This is a genomic window from Streptomyces sp. NPDC001617 (assembly GCF_053596855.1).
Genome location: NZ_JBSFHA010000060.1, coordinates 50,649 through 66,110, shown reverse-complemented (window position 1 = coordinate 66,110; position 15,462 = coordinate 50,649). Strand labels below are relative to the sequence as shown.

Annotated in this window: 15 protein-coding genes; 3 read left to right on the top strand and 12 right to left on the bottom strand. The window is 70.6% G+C overall.

Annotation, left to right across the window (positions count from 1 at the left end):
• The first annotated feature begins 663 nt into the window (after nucleotides 1-663).
• Nucleotides 664-1,707 (top strand): tryptophan--tRNA ligase, encoded by a 1,044-nt coding sequence (trpS, locus tag ACWC09_RS35400; RefSeq protein ID WP_450855049.1) that lies wholly within the window; start codon nucleotides 664-666, stop codon nucleotides 1,705-1,707.
• Here trpS and ACWC09_RS35395 read toward each other — a convergent pair.
• Complete coding sequence (locus ACWC09_RS35395; protein WP_450855048.1) at nucleotides 1,629-2,660, bottom strand: GlxA family transcriptional regulator; 1,032 nt, start codon at nucleotides 2,658-2,660, stop codon at nucleotides 1,629-1,631. The two genes, trpS and ACWC09_RS35395, sit on opposite strands and share 79 nt — an antisense overlap.
• 75 nt (nucleotides 2,661-2,735) lie before the next feature.
• Between ACWC09_RS35395 and ACWC09_RS35390 the strand changes: the two genes are divergently transcribed.
• Nucleotides 2,736-3,323, top strand: coding sequence for a cysteine hydrolase family protein (locus tag ACWC09_RS35390; protein WP_450855047.1), 588 nt, complete (start codon nucleotides 2,736-2,738; stop codon nucleotides 3,321-3,323).
• Between the two features lie 28 nt (nucleotides 3,324-3,351).
• On the opposite strand, the gene proC is transcribed toward ACWC09_RS35390, so the two are convergent.
• The 7 genes from proC to ACWC09_RS35355 all read right to left on the bottom strand — a co-directional run bounded on the left by proC (nucleotide 3,352) and on the right by ACWC09_RS35355 (nucleotide 8,493).
• Nucleotides 3,352-4,164, bottom strand: a complete 813-nt coding sequence (gene proC, locus ACWC09_RS35385; protein WP_450855046.1) for a pyrroline-5-carboxylate reductase — start codon at nucleotides 4,162-4,164, stop codon at nucleotides 3,352-3,354.
• 91 nt (nucleotides 4,165-4,255) lie between these two features.
• Entirely contained in the window at nucleotides 4,256-5,059 is an 804-nt protein-coding gene (locus tag ACWC09_RS35380) for an ABC transporter permease (protein ID WP_450855045.1), read from the bottom strand.
• Nucleotides 5,056-5,874: an ABC transporter ATP-binding protein gene (locus ACWC09_RS35375; RefSeq protein WP_450855044.1), complete on the bottom strand. Its 819-nt coding sequence runs from the start codon at nucleotides 5,872-5,874 to the stop codon at nucleotides 5,056-5,058. Before ACWC09_RS35375 ends, ACWC09_RS35380 begins: the two co-directional genes overlap by 4 nt.
• Nucleotides 5,875-6,163: 289 nt before the next feature.
• The gene (locus ACWC09_RS35370; RefSeq protein WP_450855043.1) at nucleotides 6,164-6,952 is read right to left on the bottom strand and encodes a class I SAM-dependent methyltransferase; all 789 of its coding nucleotides are present in this window, start codon (nucleotides 6,950-6,952) and stop codon (nucleotides 6,164-6,166) included.
• A 295-nt stretch (nucleotides 6,953-7,247) separates the two neighbouring features.
• Nucleotides 7,248-7,751 (bottom strand): EamA/RhaT family transporter, encoded by a 504-nt coding sequence (locus ACWC09_RS35365; protein WP_450855042.1) that lies wholly within the window; start codon nucleotides 7,749-7,751, stop codon nucleotides 7,248-7,250.
• Between the two features lie 43 nt (nucleotides 7,752-7,794).
• Nucleotides 7,795-8,091 carry an SH3 domain-containing protein gene (locus ACWC09_RS35360; protein WP_450855055.1) on the bottom strand — a complete coding sequence of 99 codons (297 nt, stop codon included), beginning with the start codon at nucleotides 8,089-8,091 and terminating at the stop codon, nucleotides 7,795-7,797.
• A gap of 81 nt (nucleotides 8,092-8,172) precedes the next feature.
• Nucleotides 8,173-8,493 (bottom strand): SH3 domain-containing protein, encoded by a 321-nt coding sequence (locus ACWC09_RS35355; protein ID WP_450855040.1) that lies wholly within the window; start codon nucleotides 8,491-8,493, stop codon nucleotides 8,173-8,175.
• Nucleotides 8,494-8,675: 182 nt separating this feature from the next.
• Between ACWC09_RS35355 and ACWC09_RS35350 the strand changes: the two genes are divergently transcribed.
• Entirely contained in the window at nucleotides 8,676-10,778 is a 2,103-nt protein-coding gene (locus tag ACWC09_RS35350; RefSeq protein WP_450855039.1) for a serine/threonine-protein kinase, read from the top strand.
• 141 nt (nucleotides 10,779-10,919) lie between these two features.
• Here ACWC09_RS35350 and ilvD read toward each other — a convergent pair whose 3' ends face one another.
• The 4 genes from ilvD to ACWC09_RS35330 form a co-directional block, all read right to left on the bottom strand.
• Nucleotides 10,920-12,773 (bottom strand): dihydroxy-acid dehydratase, encoded by a 1,854-nt coding sequence (ilvD, locus tag ACWC09_RS35345; protein ID WP_450855038.1) that lies wholly within the window; start codon nucleotides 12,771-12,773, stop codon nucleotides 10,920-10,922.
• A 169-nt stretch (nucleotides 12,774-12,942) separates the two neighbouring features.
• Nucleotides 12,943-13,536: a TetR/AcrR family transcriptional regulator gene (locus ACWC09_RS35340; protein WP_450855053.1), complete on the bottom strand. Its 594-nt coding sequence runs from the start codon at nucleotides 13,534-13,536 to the stop codon at nucleotides 12,943-12,945.
• A 17-nt stretch (nucleotides 13,537-13,553) separates the two neighbouring features.
• The gene (locus tag ACWC09_RS35335) at nucleotides 13,554-14,378 is read right to left on the bottom strand and encodes a sugar phosphate isomerase/epimerase family protein (RefSeq protein WP_450855036.1); all 825 of its coding nucleotides are present in this window, start codon (nucleotides 14,376-14,378) and stop codon (nucleotides 13,554-13,556) included.
• A 146-nt stretch (nucleotides 14,379-14,524) separates the two neighbouring features.
• Nucleotides 14,525-15,457 (bottom strand): Ppx/GppA phosphatase family protein, encoded by a 933-nt coding sequence (locus tag ACWC09_RS35330; protein ID WP_450855035.1) that lies wholly within the window; start codon nucleotides 15,455-15,457, stop codon nucleotides 14,525-14,527.
• Nucleotides 15,458-15,462 lie beyond the last annotated feature (5 nt).

The window sequence follows — 15,462 nt, the reverse complement described above, 5'->3', positions numbered from 1 at the left end:
CCACGCCCCGACCGAACGGCCGGAGACGGGGTATCAACTAATCTGGCGTTGATTTTTGGCACGCTGTTGAGTTCTCAAGGAACGGACGCTTCCTTTGTACTCACCCTCTCGGGCTTTCCTCCGGGCGCTTCCCTTCGGTCTTGCGTTTCCGACTCTATCAGATCCTTTCGGCGTCTGAATTCCCAGTCAGAGGGGGTTGTCTTCCCGGCCGCTGGGCCGTTCCGACGAGTGAGACTTTAGCGGATTCCCGGCCCCCGCGCTAATCGGCGGCCTGCGTCCTTTCGAACGCGGATTCCTCATTTCGCAAATACACATGCCAATAAAACGACGGCGGCCTGATCGACAGCAGTCGAGTAGAGGTTGGTACCTACGGAATGGCTGTCCGGGGACCGACCGGAGTCGGCTCTCACGTCGGACAACTCGAAGAACCTTACGGACCGCCCCGGGGTGTGTCAACTCGCTGCCGGGGGGCACCCCGGAGGCGTAGCCTGGCTGCCATGACAACGCGTACGTGCACCCAGCTGTGGTGGGCCGCCTGACGGCGGCCGGACTCACGTATGCACTCCACGGCCGCCGCTTCGGCGGCCGTTCTCGTTTCTCCCTCCAGAGCTTCCGAGGGTCGGCCGGCCGGGGACGGCGGCCCGAACCGGAGAAGGAGCGGAGATGACTCGGGTCTTCAGCGGGATCCAGCCGACCGGACACCTGACGTTGGGGAACTACCTGGGGGCCATGCGGCGGTGGGCCGCGGCCGACCAGCATCAGGCCGACGCGCTGTTCTGCGTCGTGGACCTGCATGCCCTGACGATGGACCACGATCCGGCGCGGGTGCTCAGGCTGAGTCGACAGGCGGCGACGCTGTTGCTCGCGTCGGGACTGGACCCTGAGCTGTGCACGCTCTTCGTCCAGAGTCATGTGGACGAGCACGCCCGGCTGTCGTATCTGCTGGAGTGCGTGGCGACCGACGGCGAGATGCGGCGGATGATCCAGTACAAGGAGAAGGCCGCGAAGGAGGCCGCCCGGGGCAGAAGCGTGCGGGTGTCGCTGCTGACGTATCCGGTGCTGATGGCGGCGGACATCCTGGCGTACGGGACGGACGACGTGCCGGTCGGCGAGGACCAGGCGCAGCACGTGGAGCTGGCGCGGGACCTGGCGGTGCGGTTCAACCAGCGGTACGGGCACACGTTCACGGTTCCGCGGGCGACGCTGCCGCAGGTCGCCGCTCGGGTGATGAACCTCCAGGAGCCGACCCGGAAGATGGGGAAGTCCGACGAATCGGGGCTGGGGGTCGTCTATCTGCTGGACGAGCCGGACGTCGTGCGGAAGAAGGTCATGCGGGCCGTGACCGACAGCGGGCGGGAGGTCGTCTACGACCTGGAGGAGCGGCCCGGGCTCGCGAATCTGCTGGAGATCCTGGCCGCGTGCACGGGTGGGAACCCGGAGGCCCTGAGCGGTGTATATGAGTCGTACGGCGCCTTGAAGAAGGACACCGCGGAGGCTGTGGTCGAGGTCTTGAGGCCCGTGCAGGCGAGGCACAGGGAGCTGTGCGCCGATCCTGGCCATGTGGAGGGGGTGCTGCGGGATGGTGCGGAGAAGGCGCGGGCGATCGCCCGGCCGACCGTGGATGCCGCTTATCGCGCGATCGGGCTGCTGCCGGCCGCCTCGGATACGGGTTCGGATACGGACGTGGTGCTGAACGCCGCTCGGTAGGCGCGCGGGCTGGTGGCGAGGCGCGATGCGAAGTGCTGGCGCATGGTGACCTCGCTGCCGAATCCGGCGCGGCGGGCGACCTCGGGCATGGGCAGGTCGGTGCGTTCGAGGAGTTTCTGGGCTGCGGCGATCCGTTGGTCGAGGAGCCAGCGGAGTGGGGTCGTGCCGGTCTCCGCCGTGAAGTGGCGGGCGAAGCTGCGGGCGGACATGCCCGCGTGGGCGGCGAGGTCGGCGACCGTGAGTGGTTCGTCGAGGTGGCGCAGGGCGTGTTCGCGTACGGCGGCGAGGGTGTCGGCGTCGCGGTCCGCTCGGGGTGTGGGGTGCTCGATGAACTGTGCCTGGGTGCCGGTGCGGAAGGGGGCGGTGACCATCGAGCGGGCGATGGTGGCCGCCGCTTCGGCCCCGTGGGACCGGCGGACGAGGTGGAGGCAGAGGTCGATGCCGGCCGCGGTGCCGGCGGCGGTCCAGATGTTGTCGTCCTCGATGAAGAGGGCGTCGGGGACGACGGTGACCTGGGGGTGGTGCGCGCGGAGGAGGTCGACGAGGTTCCAGTGGGTGATGGCCCGGCGGCCGTCGAGGAGGCCGGCCTGGGCGAGGGTGAAGGCGCCGCCGCAGAGGGCGGCGATGGTGGTGCCGCGGGCGTGGGCGCGGCGGAGGGCGTCGAGGACGGGGGTGGGTGCGGGGGTGAGGTGGTCGTCGAGCCCGGGGACGACGACCAGGTCGGCCCGGGGCAGCCAGCCGAGGGAGCGGTCGGGGTGGAGGGCCATGCCTCCGCGCATGGGGACGGGGGTGGTGGTGTCCGTGGCGACGCGGCGGAGATCGTAGGCGGGTGCGCCGCGGTCGGTGCGGTCGGTGCCCCAGACCTCGGTGATGACGGAGACGTCGAAGGCGCGGATGCCGGGGAAGGCAAGGAGGGCGACACGGTAGGGAGGGGTGCTCGGGGCACTGTCCATGGGTGGCAGTAAACCATCGATCGCTGGCTTTCCACCCTCTGGGGAGGAGGCGTCCCCGGCGGCAGGATCGAGGGCATGGAGATCGCGGAGAACGCAGCACTGGTGGTCGTGGACGTACAGAAGGGCTTCGACGAGGCCGGCTTCTGGGGGCCACGGAACAACCCGGGGGCCGATGACAACATCGCGGCGCTCATCGACGTATGGCAGTCGACGGGCCGGCCGGTGGTCTTCGTACGGCATGACTCGCCGAAGCCCGAGTCGCCGTTGCGGCCGGGGTATGCGGGGAACGAGCTGAAGGAGTACGTGCAGGAGAGGAGGGGGAAGGGGGCCGGGCCCGAGTTGTTCCTGACGAAGACCGTGAACTCGGCCTTCCTGGGGACGCCGGACCTCGGGGAGTGGCTGACGGCGGCAGGGATCTCGCAGGTCGTGGTGGCCGGGATCCAGACCAACATGTGCGTGGAGACGACGGCCCGGATGGGCGGGAATCTCGGGTACGACGTGGTGGTGGCGTACGACGCGACGTACACGTTCGATCTGGAGGGGCCGTTCGGCTGGCGGCGGAGTGCGGAGGAGATCGCGCAGGCGTCGGCGGTGTCGTTGCACGGGGGCGGGTTCGCGCGGGTGGTGACCACGAAGGAGGTGGTGGACGCGGCGGACGCGTGAACGGCCGCCTCCGGTGCGGCGGTCGGGGTCAGTCCTTCTTGCCGGAGGCCAGGGCGCGGCTGCGGTCGCGGGCGGCTTCGAGGGCGGCGATGAGGGCGGCTCGGACGCCGTGGTTCTCGAGTTCGCGGATGGCGCTGATGGTGGTGCCGGCGGGGGAGGTGACGTTCTCGCGGAGCTTGACCGGGTGTTCGCCGCTGTCGCGGAGCATGGTCGCGGCGCCGATCGCGGACTGGACGATCAGGTCGTGGGCCTTGTCGCGGGGCAGGCCGAGCAGGATGCCGGCGTCCGTCATGGCTTCGACCAGGTAGAAGAAGTAGGCCGGGCCGGAGCCGGATAGGGCGGTGCAGGCGTCCTGCTGGGACTCGGGGACACGGAGCGTCTTGCCGACGGCGCCGAAGATCTCCTCGGCGTGGGCGAGGTGGTCGGCGGTGGCGTGGGTGCCGGCGGAGATGACGGACATGGCCTCGTCGACGAGGGCGGGGGTGTTCGTCATGACGCGGACGACCGGGGTGCCGGCGGCGAGGCGCTCCTCGAAGAAGGAGGTGGGGATGCCTGCGGCGCCGCTGATGATGAGGCGGTCGGCGGGGACGTGCGGGGCGAGCTCGTCGAGGAGGGCACCCATGTCCTGTGGCTTGACCGTGAGGATCAGGGTGTCGGCGGTCTTGGCGGCTTCCGGGTTGGTGACCGGGGTGACTCCGTAGCGGGTGCGGAGTTCTTCGGCTCGCTCCGGTCGGCGGGCGGTGACCAGGAGGTCGGCGGGGGCCCAGCCGCCGCGGATCATTCCGCTGAGCAGCGCTTCGCCGATCTTGCCGGTGCCGAGGACTGCGACTTTCTGGGTCATGGCGCGGGTGCCTCCGGGGGTTGCGTCGTCCGGGTTCATCCTCGCACTGGCGGTGGGTGGTGGGCGTGGTTGTCCGGTGGGCGGACTGCGGTCAGGCCGTGCGCCTGCGCAGGGTCGCCGCGCCCAGGCCGAGGACGAGCAGTGCGCACCCGCCGACGATCAGGACGTCCCGGACGAAGGTGGCGGTCATATCGGTGTGCTTGAGGACCTCGTTCATGCCGTCGACGGCGTAGGACATGGGGAGGACGTCGGAGATGGCCTCCAGGACGGGGTGCATGTTGGAGCGGGCGGTGAAGAGGCCGCAGAGGAGGAGTTGAGGGAAGATCACGGCCGGCATGAACTGGACAGCCTGGAACTCGGAGGCCGCGAAGGCCGAGACGAAGAGGCCGAGGGCGGTGCCGAGCAGCGCGTCGAGCAGGGCCACGAGCAGCAGAAGCCAGGGGCTGCCGATGACGTCCAGGCCGAGGAACCAGACCGCGAGGCCCGTGGCGAGGCAGGACTGGATGATCGCGATGGTGCCGAAGGCGAGGGCGTAGCCGGCGATCAGGTCGCCCTTGCCGAGGGGCATGGCGAGGAGGCGTTCGAGGGTGCCCGAGGTGCGTTCGCGCAGGGTGGCGATGGAGGTCACCAGGAACATCGTGATGAGCGGGAAGATGCCGAGGAGCGAGGCGCCGATGTTGTCGAAGGTGCGCGGGCTGCCGTCGAAGACGTAGCGGAGCAGGACCAGCATCACGCAGGGGACCAGGAGCATCAGCGCGATGGTGCGCGGGTCGTGGCGGAGTTGGCGCAGGACGCGGGCCGCGGTGGCGGTGGTGCGGGAGGCGTTCAGGGCGCGGGGCGGGGTGGGTGGCGTCGTCGTGGGCGCCGTGGACGAAGGGCCGGTCGTGGTGCTCATCGGGTGGTCTCCTTTGCGCGGGCGGCGGCGGTCGCCTCGTCGACCAGGTGGAGGAAGGCCGCCTCGACCGTGTCGGCGCCGGTGCGGGTGCGCAGGGCGTCGGGGGTGTCATCGGCGAGGATCTCGCCCTCGCGCATGAGAAGGAGGCGGTGGCAGCGCTCGGCCTCGTCCATGACGTGGGAGGAGACGAGGAGGGTCGCGCCGCGGGTGGCGGCGAGGGAGTGGAAGAGGTTCCAGAGGTCGCGGCGCAGGACGGGGTCCAGGCCGACGGTCGGCTCGTCGAGGACGAGCAGTTCGGGGGTACCGAGGAGGGCCACGGCCAGGGAGACACGGCTTCGCTGGCCGCCGGAGAGGTTACGGGCGAGGGAGTCGGCGTGGGTCGTCAGGTCCACGTCGGTGAGGACGCGGTCGACCTCCTGGCGGCGGTCGGCTGCGGACTGGCCGGGGGCGAGGATGGCTCCGAAATAGTCGAGGTTCTGGCGGATGGTCAGGTCGTCGTAGACGGAGGGGGCCTGGGTGACGTAGCCGATGCGGGTGCGGAGGGCGGGGTGGCCGGCGGGTTGGCCGAGGACCTCCAGGGTGCCGGTGACCTTGGCCTGGGTGCCGACGATCGCGCGCATCAGGGTGGATTTGCCGCAGCCGGAGGGGCCGAGGAGGCCGGTGATCTGGCCGCACGGGAGGGTGAAGTCGAGGCCGCGCAGGACGGTGCGGGGGCCGCGGACGACGGTGAGACCTTCGGCGCGGACGGCGACGCGGCTTTCGGCGCGGACGGGGCTGGTGCCTTCGGCTCGGGTGCCGGGGCTCTCTTTATTCATCACGCGATGAACATTCCTCCTCCCGACGGGCGGTGTCAAGCGGTGCGGGTGGCGCGGGGCGCGCGAGTGCGCGGGCGCGCGTCGGCGTGAACGGAAGTAGATGGTCCGCTTCGTACGCCTCCGCGTTCACAGCGCGGACACGCGAACCGGATGAGTGATCAACTCCCGTTCCCCGACCATGCATTTCAGTGCGAGGCCATGTGCCGCGCACGTTCGCCGTGCCCTCCCCCGGCAGGTGTCCCGTCATGCGCCTGCTCTGTGGCGTACGCGGGTGGGCCGCGGCGCGGGGTCAGGAGTTGGTGGCGACGAGCAGTTCGACGTCGTAGGTCTCCTCGACGATGCCGTCCGGGAAGACCTCGCGCAGGTGCCGTCGCTCCTCGGTGAGGAAGGTCGTGGCGTGTCCCTCGTCGGCGACCAGGAACAGCGAGTGGCTGCCGATGTTGGCCAGGTGCGTGTCGGCGGGGACGCGGCGGCTCCAGCGGACCACACGGTGGGCGAAATCCAGACGGCCGGTCGGGTCGGCGAGAGCGGATCGGGCAGCGCTGCCGTTGACCTCCACGCGCGGGTGGGCGCCGTAGGCCTTGAAGTGCTCGCCGATGCGGTCCAGTTGGGCGGCGATCCACGGCACGTCGAGGGCGTGGGTGTTCCACCACAGGGCGAGCGCGCCGCCCGGACGCAGCACGCGCAGGGCTTCCGGGACCGCGCGGGCGGTGTCGGTCCAGTGCCAGGCCTGAGCGTAGGTGAGGAAGTCGACGGAGTCCGTGGCCAGGGGAAGGTCGTCGCCGTTGCCCCGCACGATCGGGATGGCGGGGTTGGCCCGCCGGAACTCCACCGCCATGCCCTCGCCGGGTTCCACCCCGACCACGTCGGCGCCACGAGCGGCCAGGAGCGCGGTCGCGATACCGGTACCCGCACCGACGTCCGCGACACGGGCACCCGCGAGGGGCCGGCCGGCGAGGTCCTCGATCGCGTCGAGGAGGGCGGGTGGGTAGGACGGGCGGTTGGCGGCGTACTGGGCGGCGGCGGTGTTGAAGGAGTGGGCGCGAGGGGTGTGGGAGGAGGCGGAGGAGGCAGTCATACGGCCATGGTGGCCCTTGCTGGATGCAGGGGGCAGGGAGTTTTCGGTGAGAGGTGGCTGAGAAGGGGGGTGGTGGGGGTGCCAGTTGGGGGTGGCTGTGGGGGGTGGTGGGGGTGCCGGTTGGGGGGTGGCCGTGGAAGTGCCGTCGGCGGCTCGGCGAGGGGCGGGCCCGGAGGGCACGGTCGGCGGCTCGGCGAGGGCGGCCGTGGGGGTGCTATCGCTCCCTCGGCCGGGGCGACGTGACAGGGCGGTCGGTGTCTCGGTGTGCGGCGGTCCAGAAGGGTTCGTCGGCTAGCTAGGAGCGGCGGCGCTTTTTCGATGGGTTGCCGGTGCGGCGGGTGGCGCGCTGCTCGTGCGTCTGCACAGCCGTCTCGTACTCCTCGCGGTGGAGTTTCTCGCCGGGGGCCTCGGTGAGGGAGCGGAAGAAGTAGGCGAGGAGGGAGCCGACGAAGCCGATGGCCAGGAGGCCGCGGAGGGAGGCCTGGCGGTCCGGGTCGGGGCGGCGGGTGAATGAGTCCAGGGTGTTGCGGAAGGCCAGGGCGCTGCAGATGGCGAACATGGCCACGACCAGGACGGTCACGAAGGTGCCGGTGTCGGCGATCTGGAGGCCCTCGTAGGCGAAGCGGAGGACCAGGCAGGAGGCGACCGCGGCGGCGAGGGAGCCGGCCGCGGCTGCGACACGGCGGAGGGTGTAGCCGTTGTCGTGGTCCACCCAGGTCGTGCCGAAGAAGCGGAGGGGCTCGGGGCGGGGACCGCCGATGGAGCCCGCCTTGTCCTGGGTGCCGGGTTCGTCGCTCACGGGACGATTATGGCGCCGGGGTGGGGGCGGGCTCCGGTGGGGTTCAGGAGCAGCGCGGCGCGACGTAACCGTCGCTGCCGGTGTTCACGTAGGTGTCGGAGACGTACTCACCGCTGTCGATGTTGTCCCAGATGTTCGAGGTGCCGTAGTAGCCGGACACCGTCGTGCCGGGGCGCTGGCAGAAGATCGGGACCGAGGCCCCCACGGGCAGGACCCGGACGATGGGGTAGCCGGTGCCCGGGCCGCTGCGCACGTTCACCCGGGTGTCCGGCGCGACCGGGTAGTACCGGACCGTGGCCGCCGCCGAGGGGGTGGCCGCCGCGCCCATCGCCATGAGCATGGCCCCGGTGGCGGCGCCGGCGAGCAGGACGGATCTACGTCTCCTGGAGATCATGGATGTCCTCTGAGTGGTGGAGTTCGGTCAGGAACCGCAGCGCGGGCGGATGTAGCCGTCGCTGCCCGTGAGGACGTAGGCGTCCGCGACGAACTCGTCGCTCTGGATGCAGTCCCAGATGTTGCTCGTGCCGTACGGGCCGGTGACGGCCGTGCCGGGCGACTGGCAGAGGATGGCGACCCGGGAGCCCTCGGGCAGGACCCGGACGATGGGGTAACTGGTGCCGGGGCCACTGCGGACGTTGAGACGGACACCCGGCGCGACCGGATAGGTCGTGGATGCCGCCGCGGCCAGCGTCGAGACGGCCTCCTCGCCGCCCCCGACCTCTTCCACGCGGTCAACAGACATGAAAAACCTCCCCCGTTACTCCCCATGACTGCCATGGGGCCCCATTGATTCCCCTAAAACACGCCATGAAACACATGTACGTAACTCGCACGCGGAAGCTAGCACGCCGCCTCTGTCTCGTACGAGCCATCGACTAGGCTCCGTGCGTCGCGCACGCGGACGAACAGCACGGGGGTGGTCCCATGGCGCCGCAGCAGAACGCCGGAGCGGGCGCGGAAGCGGAACTTCCCGAATACGCCGGTCACTACCGCCTGGAGTCACGCCTCGGCTCGGGCGGCATGGGTGTCGTGCACCTCGCGCGCAGCACCTCGGGCATGAAGGTCGCGGTGAAGGTCGTACATGCCGAGTTCGCCAAGGACCCCGAGTTCAGGGGACGGTTCCGGCAGGAGGTGACCGCGGCCCGGAAGGTCAGCGGCGCCTTCACCGCGCCGGTCGTCGATGCCGATCCCGAGGCCGAACGGCCCTGGATGGCCACGCTGTTCATTCCCGGGGAGACCCTCTCCGACCATGTGAAGCGGAACGGGCCCATGGAGGCGGCCCCGTTGCGCCGGCTGATGGCGGGGCTGGCGGAGGCGCTGCGCGACATTCACAGGGTCGGCGTCGTGCACCGGGATCTGAAGCCGAGCAATGTGCTGCTCGCCGACGACGGGCCGAAGGTCATCGACTTCGGTATTTCTCGGCCAAAGGACAGTGAACTGCGGACCGAGACCGGGAAGTTGATCGGTACGCCGCCGTTCATGGCGCCGGAGCAGTTCCGGCGGCCGAGGGAGGTCGGGCCCGCTGCCGACGTGTTCGCGCTCGGGTCCGTGATGGTGCATGCGGCGACGGGGCGCGGACCGTTCGACTCCGACAGCCCGTACATCGTCGCCTACCAAGTGGTGCACGACGAGCCCGACTTGACCGGGGTACCGGAGAATCTGGCGCCGCTGGTGCTGCGGTGTCTCGCCAAGGAGCCCGAGGACCGGCCCACCCCGGACCAGTTGATGCGGGAACTCCGGTCGGTGGCGGCTTCCTACGACACCCAGGCGTTCATTCCTTCCCAACGGTCGGTGGATTCGCCCCCACCGGTGAAGGAGCGGGAGGAGCAGCCGTCGGAGCGGACGCGCGGGCGCCACCGCAGACGGGCGGTTCTCGTGGGTCTGGCAGTGGTCCTCGTCACGGGTGGCGGGCTCGCCTCGGCGCAGTTGCTGAACGGCGGGAAGGGCACGGCACACAAGGCGGCGGCCGAGGCCTCCTCCCCGTCGTCCGGATTCGGCCCCTGGGCGACGAAACCCGCACTCAAGGCTGGCGGACTGCCCAAGTGCGTCTACGGGGTGCAGCAACTGGTGTGCGCTCAGCCCGGGCTCGTGTCCGCGCTCGATCCGGCCGACGGGAGCGTGCTGTGGCGGCGCAGCCTCGACCTGGGCGACTCCGTCAAGCCGCCGGTCTTCTCGGGCGGGTTGGTGCATGTGCTGGCCCGTGCGGGGAAGCGTGCGGAAGCACTCGACCCGGCGTCCGGCAAGACCCAGTGGTCGTTGGACGTATCGACGTACCCCGGTTTTCGCTACGCGGGCGGCATGCTGCTGCTGACCGGCGCCGACGGCAAGGTGACCGGCGTCGACAGCGCGTCGGGAGCGACGAAGTGGAGTCGACGTATACCCGGGCCGGGCCGACCGTACTTCGTGTCGCTCCCCGGGAGCCCCTTGGCCTTCGCGGTGAACGTGTCGCAGGACGGGACGCGGACGCGGGTCACCGCGGTCGACGGCACCACGGGAGATGTGCGATGGGACGCGCGGCTCGACGGCAGCCTGACCCCTGTCGGTGTCACGGGCGGCAGCGTCGTGTTTCTTTCCGGCGACCCTTCGGGCAGTACGGCGAGCGCGGTCACCCGATACAACCCGGAGACCAAGGTCTCCCGCCGTGTCGCGCTGACCGTTCCGCTCCAGACGGCGCAGGCCACCGTGCACGGAGACCTCGTCTGTGTCCTGGGCACCGGCGGGACCCTGACCCTCCTCGACACCGCCGTCGGCAAGCAGTTGTGGTCGCTCGAGACATCCGTGAGCCGGGGTTCGGCACCGGTCACCGACGGCCGATACGTCTACTTCACCGCCGCCGACGGCCGTCTGCTCGCCGTCGACGCGAGCAAGGGACGACTCCTCGGCCAGACCTCACCACGACTCAGCACGGACGGAAACGAGTTCGAGGCCACGCTCCCCACCCCCCAACTGACCGGCCCCCACCTCTACGCTTCCGCCCCCGACGGCACGGTCTTCGCGGTCGACTCCGGCAAGCCGTCGGCCTGGTGACGCAGGGCGGGGGAACGCCCCGAAAGGGGCGCGGGGCTGTATCGATGTGCGGCTGTCGCCGCGCGGGCGCGCGCAGCCGCAACGGGCGTGCGCCCGGCAACGAACGCGCAGTCCCCGCCGCTCCCCCGCCAAGCCAACCGCTCAGCCCAGCTTCGAAACGTCCCGCACCGCGCCCCTGTCCGCGCTGGTGGCCATCGCCGCATACGCCCGCAGCGCCGCCGACACCTTCCGCTCGCGGTTCTTCGGGGCGTACACCCCACCCAGCGCGGCCTCGCGCCGGGCCAGCTCCGCCTCGTCCACCAGCAGTTCGATCGAGCGGTTGGGGATGTCGATGCGGATGCGGTCGCCGTTCTCGACGAGTGCGATCGTGCCGCCGGACGCGGCCTCCGGGGACGCGTGGCCGATGGACAGGCCGGACGTGCCGCCCGAGAAGCGGCCGTCAGTGATCAGCGCGCAGGTCTTGCCCAGCCCGCGGCCCTTCAGGAAGGACGTCGGGTAGAGCATCTCCTGCATGCCGGGGCCGCCCTTGGGACCCTCGTAGCGGATGACGACGACATCGCCGTCGGTCACCTGCTTGTTGAGGATCTTCTCGACGGCCTCCTCCTGCGACTCGCAGACGACCGCAGGACCCTCGAAGGTCCAGATGGACTCGTCGACGCCGGCCGTCTTCACGACGCAGCCGTCCACCGCCAGGTTCCCCTTGAGGACCGCCAGGCCGCCGTCCTTGGAGTACGCGTGCTCGACGGACCGGATGCAGCCCTCGGCCGCGTCCTCGTCCAGCGCCTCCCAGCGCTCGGACTGGGAGAAGGCCTCGGCGGAGCGCACACAGCCCGGGGCCGCGTGCCACAGCTCGACCGCCTCGGGGGACGGGGAACCGCCGCGCACGTCCCACGTCTTCAGCCAGTCCGACAGGGACGGGCTGTGGACCGAGTGGACGTCCTCGTTCAGCAGGCCCCCGCGGTGGAGTTCGCCCAGCAGCGCCGGGATGCCGCCCGCGCGGTGCACGTCCTCCATGTAGTACGTGCGGGTCTTCGCGACGTTCGGTGCGACCTTCGCCAGGCACGGGACGCGGCGCGAGACCTCGTTGATCTCCTCCAGGCCGAACGGGACGCCCGCCTCCTGGGCCGCGGCCAGCAGGTGCAGGATCGTGTTGGTCGAGCCGCCCATCGCGATGTCCAGGGCCATCGCGTTCTCGAAGGCGGAGAAGGTCGCGATCGAGCGGGGCAGGACCGTGTCGTCGTCCTGCTCGTAGTAGCGGCGGGTGATGTCCATGACCGTCCGCGCGGCAGCGACGTAGAGCTGCTTGCGGGCCGTGTGGGTGGCGAGGACCGAGCCGTTGCCGGGGAGCGAGAGGCCGATCGCCTCCGTCAGGCAGTTCATCGAGTTGGCCGTGAACATGCCGGAACAGGAGCCGCAGGTCGGACAGGCGTTCTCCTCGATCTTGAGGACGTCCTCGTCGGAGACGTTCTCGTTCGCGGCGTCGACCATCGCGTCGATCAGGTCGAGGGTGCGGACCGTACCGTCGACGAGGGTCGCGCGGCCGGCCTCCATGGGGCCGCCGGAGACGAACACCGTCGGGATGTTCAGGCGCAGGGCCGCGTTCAGCATGCCCGGCGTGATCTTGTCGCAGTTGGAGATGCAGACCAGGGCGTCGGCGCAGTGCGCCTCGACCATGTACTCCACGCTGTCCGCGATCAGGTCGCGGGAGGGGAGGGAGTACAGCATGCCGCCGTGACCCATCGCGATGCCGTCGTCCACGGCGATCGTGTTGAACTCGCGCGGGATACCGCCCGCCTCGCGGATCGCCTCGCTGACGATCCGGCCGACCGGCTGGAGGTGGGTGTGGCCGGGCACGAACTCGGTGAAGGAGTTCGCGACGGCGATGATCGGCTTGCGACCGATGTCCGCACCGGGTACACCGGAGGCGCGCATAAGGGCGCGGGCGCCCGCCATGTTGCGGCCGTGGGTGACTGTGCGGGACCTCAGCTCGGGCATCGTCGCTCGCTCCTTCAGACAGATAGGGCTGCTAACGAGACTACGCCCGTCATCCAGGGGTCGGGACGCGGTGTCCGGAATGCGGGACGGATATCTCAGCCAAGACCATGTTCGGCCCATGTTCCACGCAGGGCCGGGAGCGCGTTTCCGGATCAGCGGGGAGCGTGTTTCAGGCCCCGGTCAGATGCCCCTGCACCACCGGCGCCACCCGCGCGATCAGCTGCTCCACGTCCGCCGACGCCAGCGGGTCCACCTTGATCACGTACCGCAGCATCGCGCACCCCACCAGCTGCGCCGCCGCCAGCTCGACCCGCAGTTCCGCGTCCGGCGCGTCCAGCTGGGAGGCGACGCGGCGCATCAGCTGGGAGACGACCAGGCGGCGGAAGACCGCGGCGGCGGTCTCGTTGTTGACCGCCGAGCGGAGGATCGCCAGCAGGGGGGCGCGGGTGGTGGGGTTCTCCCAGACGCCGAAGATGAAACGGGTCAGGCGCTCTCCCACGCCGTCCAGTGGGCCCTCGGCGACCGCCTCGGGCGCGTTCAGCGCGGGCGCGAAGGCCACCGCGATCGCCGCCTCGAAGACCTGCTCCTTGGTGCCGAAGTAGTGGTGCACCAGCGCCGAGTCCACCCCGGCCGCCTTCGCGATACCCCGTACGGACGTCTTCTCGTACCCGCGTTCGGAGAACTCCTCGCGGGCCACGCTCAGGATGCGGTCCCGGGTGTCGGCCGATTCCGTACGGGTACGGCGGCCCCGTCGACGGGCCATGGAGCCGGGCGCCTCGGTCACCGTCTCGGCACCTTCACCGCGGACGCGAGGTGCAGGCGCGTGAAGGCCAGCGCCTCCGCCAGGTCGGCCTCGCGTTCGGCGCCGGACATCGCGCGCCGGGTGTTGACCTCGATGACGACATGGCCGTCGAAGCCGGTCAGGGCGAGCCGTTCCAGCAGCTCGGCGCAGGGCTGGCCGCCGCGGCCGGGCACGAGGTGCTCGTCCTTGGCCGAGCCCTTGCCGTCGGCGAGGTGGACGTGGCCGAGGCGGTCACCCATACGGTCGACCATCTGCAACGCGTCCGAGCGGGCCGTCGCGCTGTGACTGAGGTCGATCGTGAAGTGGCGGTAGTCCTCCTTCGTCACGTCCCAGTCGGGGGCGTACGCGAGCATCTCGCGGTCGCGGTAGCGCCAGGGGTACATGTTTTCGACGGCGAACCGGACGTCCGTCTCGTTCGCCATGCGCCAGATCCCGGTCACGAAGTCACGCGCGTACTGGCGCTGCCAGCGGAACGGCGGGTGTACGACCACGGTGGTCGCCCCGAGCTTCTCCGCCGCCGCCCGGGCGCGCTGGAGCTTGACCCAGGGGTCCGTGGACCAGACCCGCTGCGTGATGAGGAGACAGGGCGCGTGCACCGCCAGGATCGGGATCTGGTGGTAGTCACTGAGTCTGCGCAGCGCCTCTATGTCCTGGCTGACCGGGTCGGTCCACACCATCACCTCGACTCCGTCGTACCCGAGGCGCGCGGCGATCTCGAAGGCCGTCGCCGTGGACTCCGGGTACACGGAGGCCGTGGACAGCGCGACCTTCGCATCCGGGATGCGTACGACTGGCTCCGCCATGCCGACAGGTTACGGGGTGCGGTGGGGCGGGTGCCGTGCGCCCGTTCGCCGTTGTGGGGTTCGCCACGGGCGGGTGCGGGTGGTTTGTGCTCGATCGCCCCGCGACGGAGTCGCTCATGTCACAGCCACGCGCCCCTTTCGAGGCGCTACGCCGACCCCATGTGGTCAAGTCGACGGAGGATCACGCCTTCCCTGAGCGCCCACGGGCAGACCTCCAGGCTCTCCACGCCGAACAGGTCCATCGCGCCCTCTGCCACCAGGGCCCCGGCGAGGAGCTGGCCCGCGCGGCCCTCGGACACCCCGGGCAGTTCCGCGCGCTGGGCAGCCGACATGCCGGCCAGTCGCGGGACCCACGCCTCCAGGGACTCCCGCTTCAGTTCACGCTGGACGTAGAGACCCTCCATCGACCGGGCCGCACCCGCGATACGCGCGAGCTGCTTGAAGGTCTTGGACGTCGCCACGACGTGATCGGGTGCCCCGAAGCGGGTGAACTCGCCCACCGTGCGGGCGATCTGGGCGCGGACGTGGCGGCGCAGGGTCCTTATGGACTCGGGGGCCGGGGGGTCGCCGGGGAGCCAGCCCGCGGTGAGGCGGCCGGCGCCGAGGGGGAGGGAGACGGCCGCGTCCGGCTCCTCGTCCATGCCGTAGGCGATCTCCAGGGAGCCGCCGCCGATGTCCAGGACGAGGAGCTTGCCCGCGGACCAGCCGAACCAGCGGCGGACGGCGAGGAAGGTGAGCCGGGCCTCCTCCGCGCCGGTGAGCACCTGGAGCTCGACACCGGTCTCGGTGTGCACGCGCGCGAGGACGTCATCGGCGTTGCTGGCCTCGCGCACGGCGGAGGTGGCGAACGGGAGGAGGTCCTCGACGCCCTTGTCCTCGGCGGCCTGCAGGCACTCGTGCACGACGGCGATCAGTTTGTCGACGCCCTCGGGGCCGATCGCCCCGCTCTCGTCGAGAAGTTGGGCAAGGCGCAACTCCGCCTTGTGCGAGTGCGCGGGCAGCGGGCGCGCGCCAGGGTGCGCATCCACCACCAGCAGATGCACCGTGTTCGATCCCACGTCGAGGACACCGAGTCTCATGTACG

Bases quoted from the DNA above. Each gene is read 5' to 3' on its own strand.
- ACWC09_RS35340 (WP_450855053.1), bottom strand. From the start codon at position 13,536: ATGGCCCGTCGACGGGGCCGCCGTACCCGTACGGAATCGGCCGACACC.
- ACWC09_RS35395 (WP_450855048.1), bottom strand. From the start codon at position 2,660: ATGGACAGTGCCCCGAGCACCCCTCCCTACCGTGTCGCCCTCCTTGCC.
- ACWC09_RS35330 (WP_450855035.1), bottom strand. From the start codon at position 15,457: ATGAGACTCGGTGTCCTCGACGTGGGATCGAACACGGTGCATCTGCTG.
- ACWC09_RS35335 (WP_450855036.1), bottom strand. From the start codon at position 14,378: ATGGCGGAGCCAGTCGTACGCATCCCGGATGCGAAGGTCGCGCTGTCC.
- ACWC09_RS35360 (WP_450855055.1), bottom strand. From the start codon at position 8,091: ATGCTCATGGCGATGGGCGCGGCGGCCACCCCCTCGGCGGCGGCCACG.
- trpS (WP_450855049.1), top strand. From the start codon at position 664: ATGACTCGGGTCTTCAGCGGGATCCAGCCGACCGGACACCTGACGTTG.
- ACWC09_RS35370 (WP_450855043.1), bottom strand. From the start codon at position 6,952: ATGACTGCCTCCTCCGCCTCCTCCCACACCCCTCGCGCCCACTCCTTC.
- ACWC09_RS35350 (WP_450855039.1), top strand. From the start codon at position 8,676: ATGGCGCCGCAGCAGAACGCCGGAGCGGGCGCGGAAGCGGAACTTCCC.
- ACWC09_RS35355 (WP_450855040.1), bottom strand. From the start codon at position 8,493: ATGTCTGTTGACCGCGTGGAAGAGGTCGGGGGCGGCGAGGAGGCCGTC.
- proC (WP_450855046.1), bottom strand. From the start codon at position 4,164: ATGACCCAGAAAGTCGCAGTCCTCGGCACCGGCAAGATCGGCGAAGCG.
- ACWC09_RS35390 (WP_450855047.1), top strand. From the start codon at position 2,736: ATGGAGATCGCGGAGAACGCAGCACTGGTGGTCGTGGACGTACAGAAG.
- ACWC09_RS35380 (WP_450855045.1), bottom strand. From the start codon at position 5,059: ATGAGCACCACGACCGGCCCTTCGTCCACGGCGCCCACGACGACGCCA.
- ACWC09_RS35375 (WP_450855044.1), bottom strand. From the start codon at position 5,874: ATGAATAAAGAGAGCCCCGGCACCCGAGCCGAAGGCACCAGCCCCGTC.
- ilvD (WP_450855038.1), bottom strand. From the start codon at position 12,773: ATGCCCGAGCTGAGGTCCCGCACAGTCACCCACGGCCGCAACATGGCG.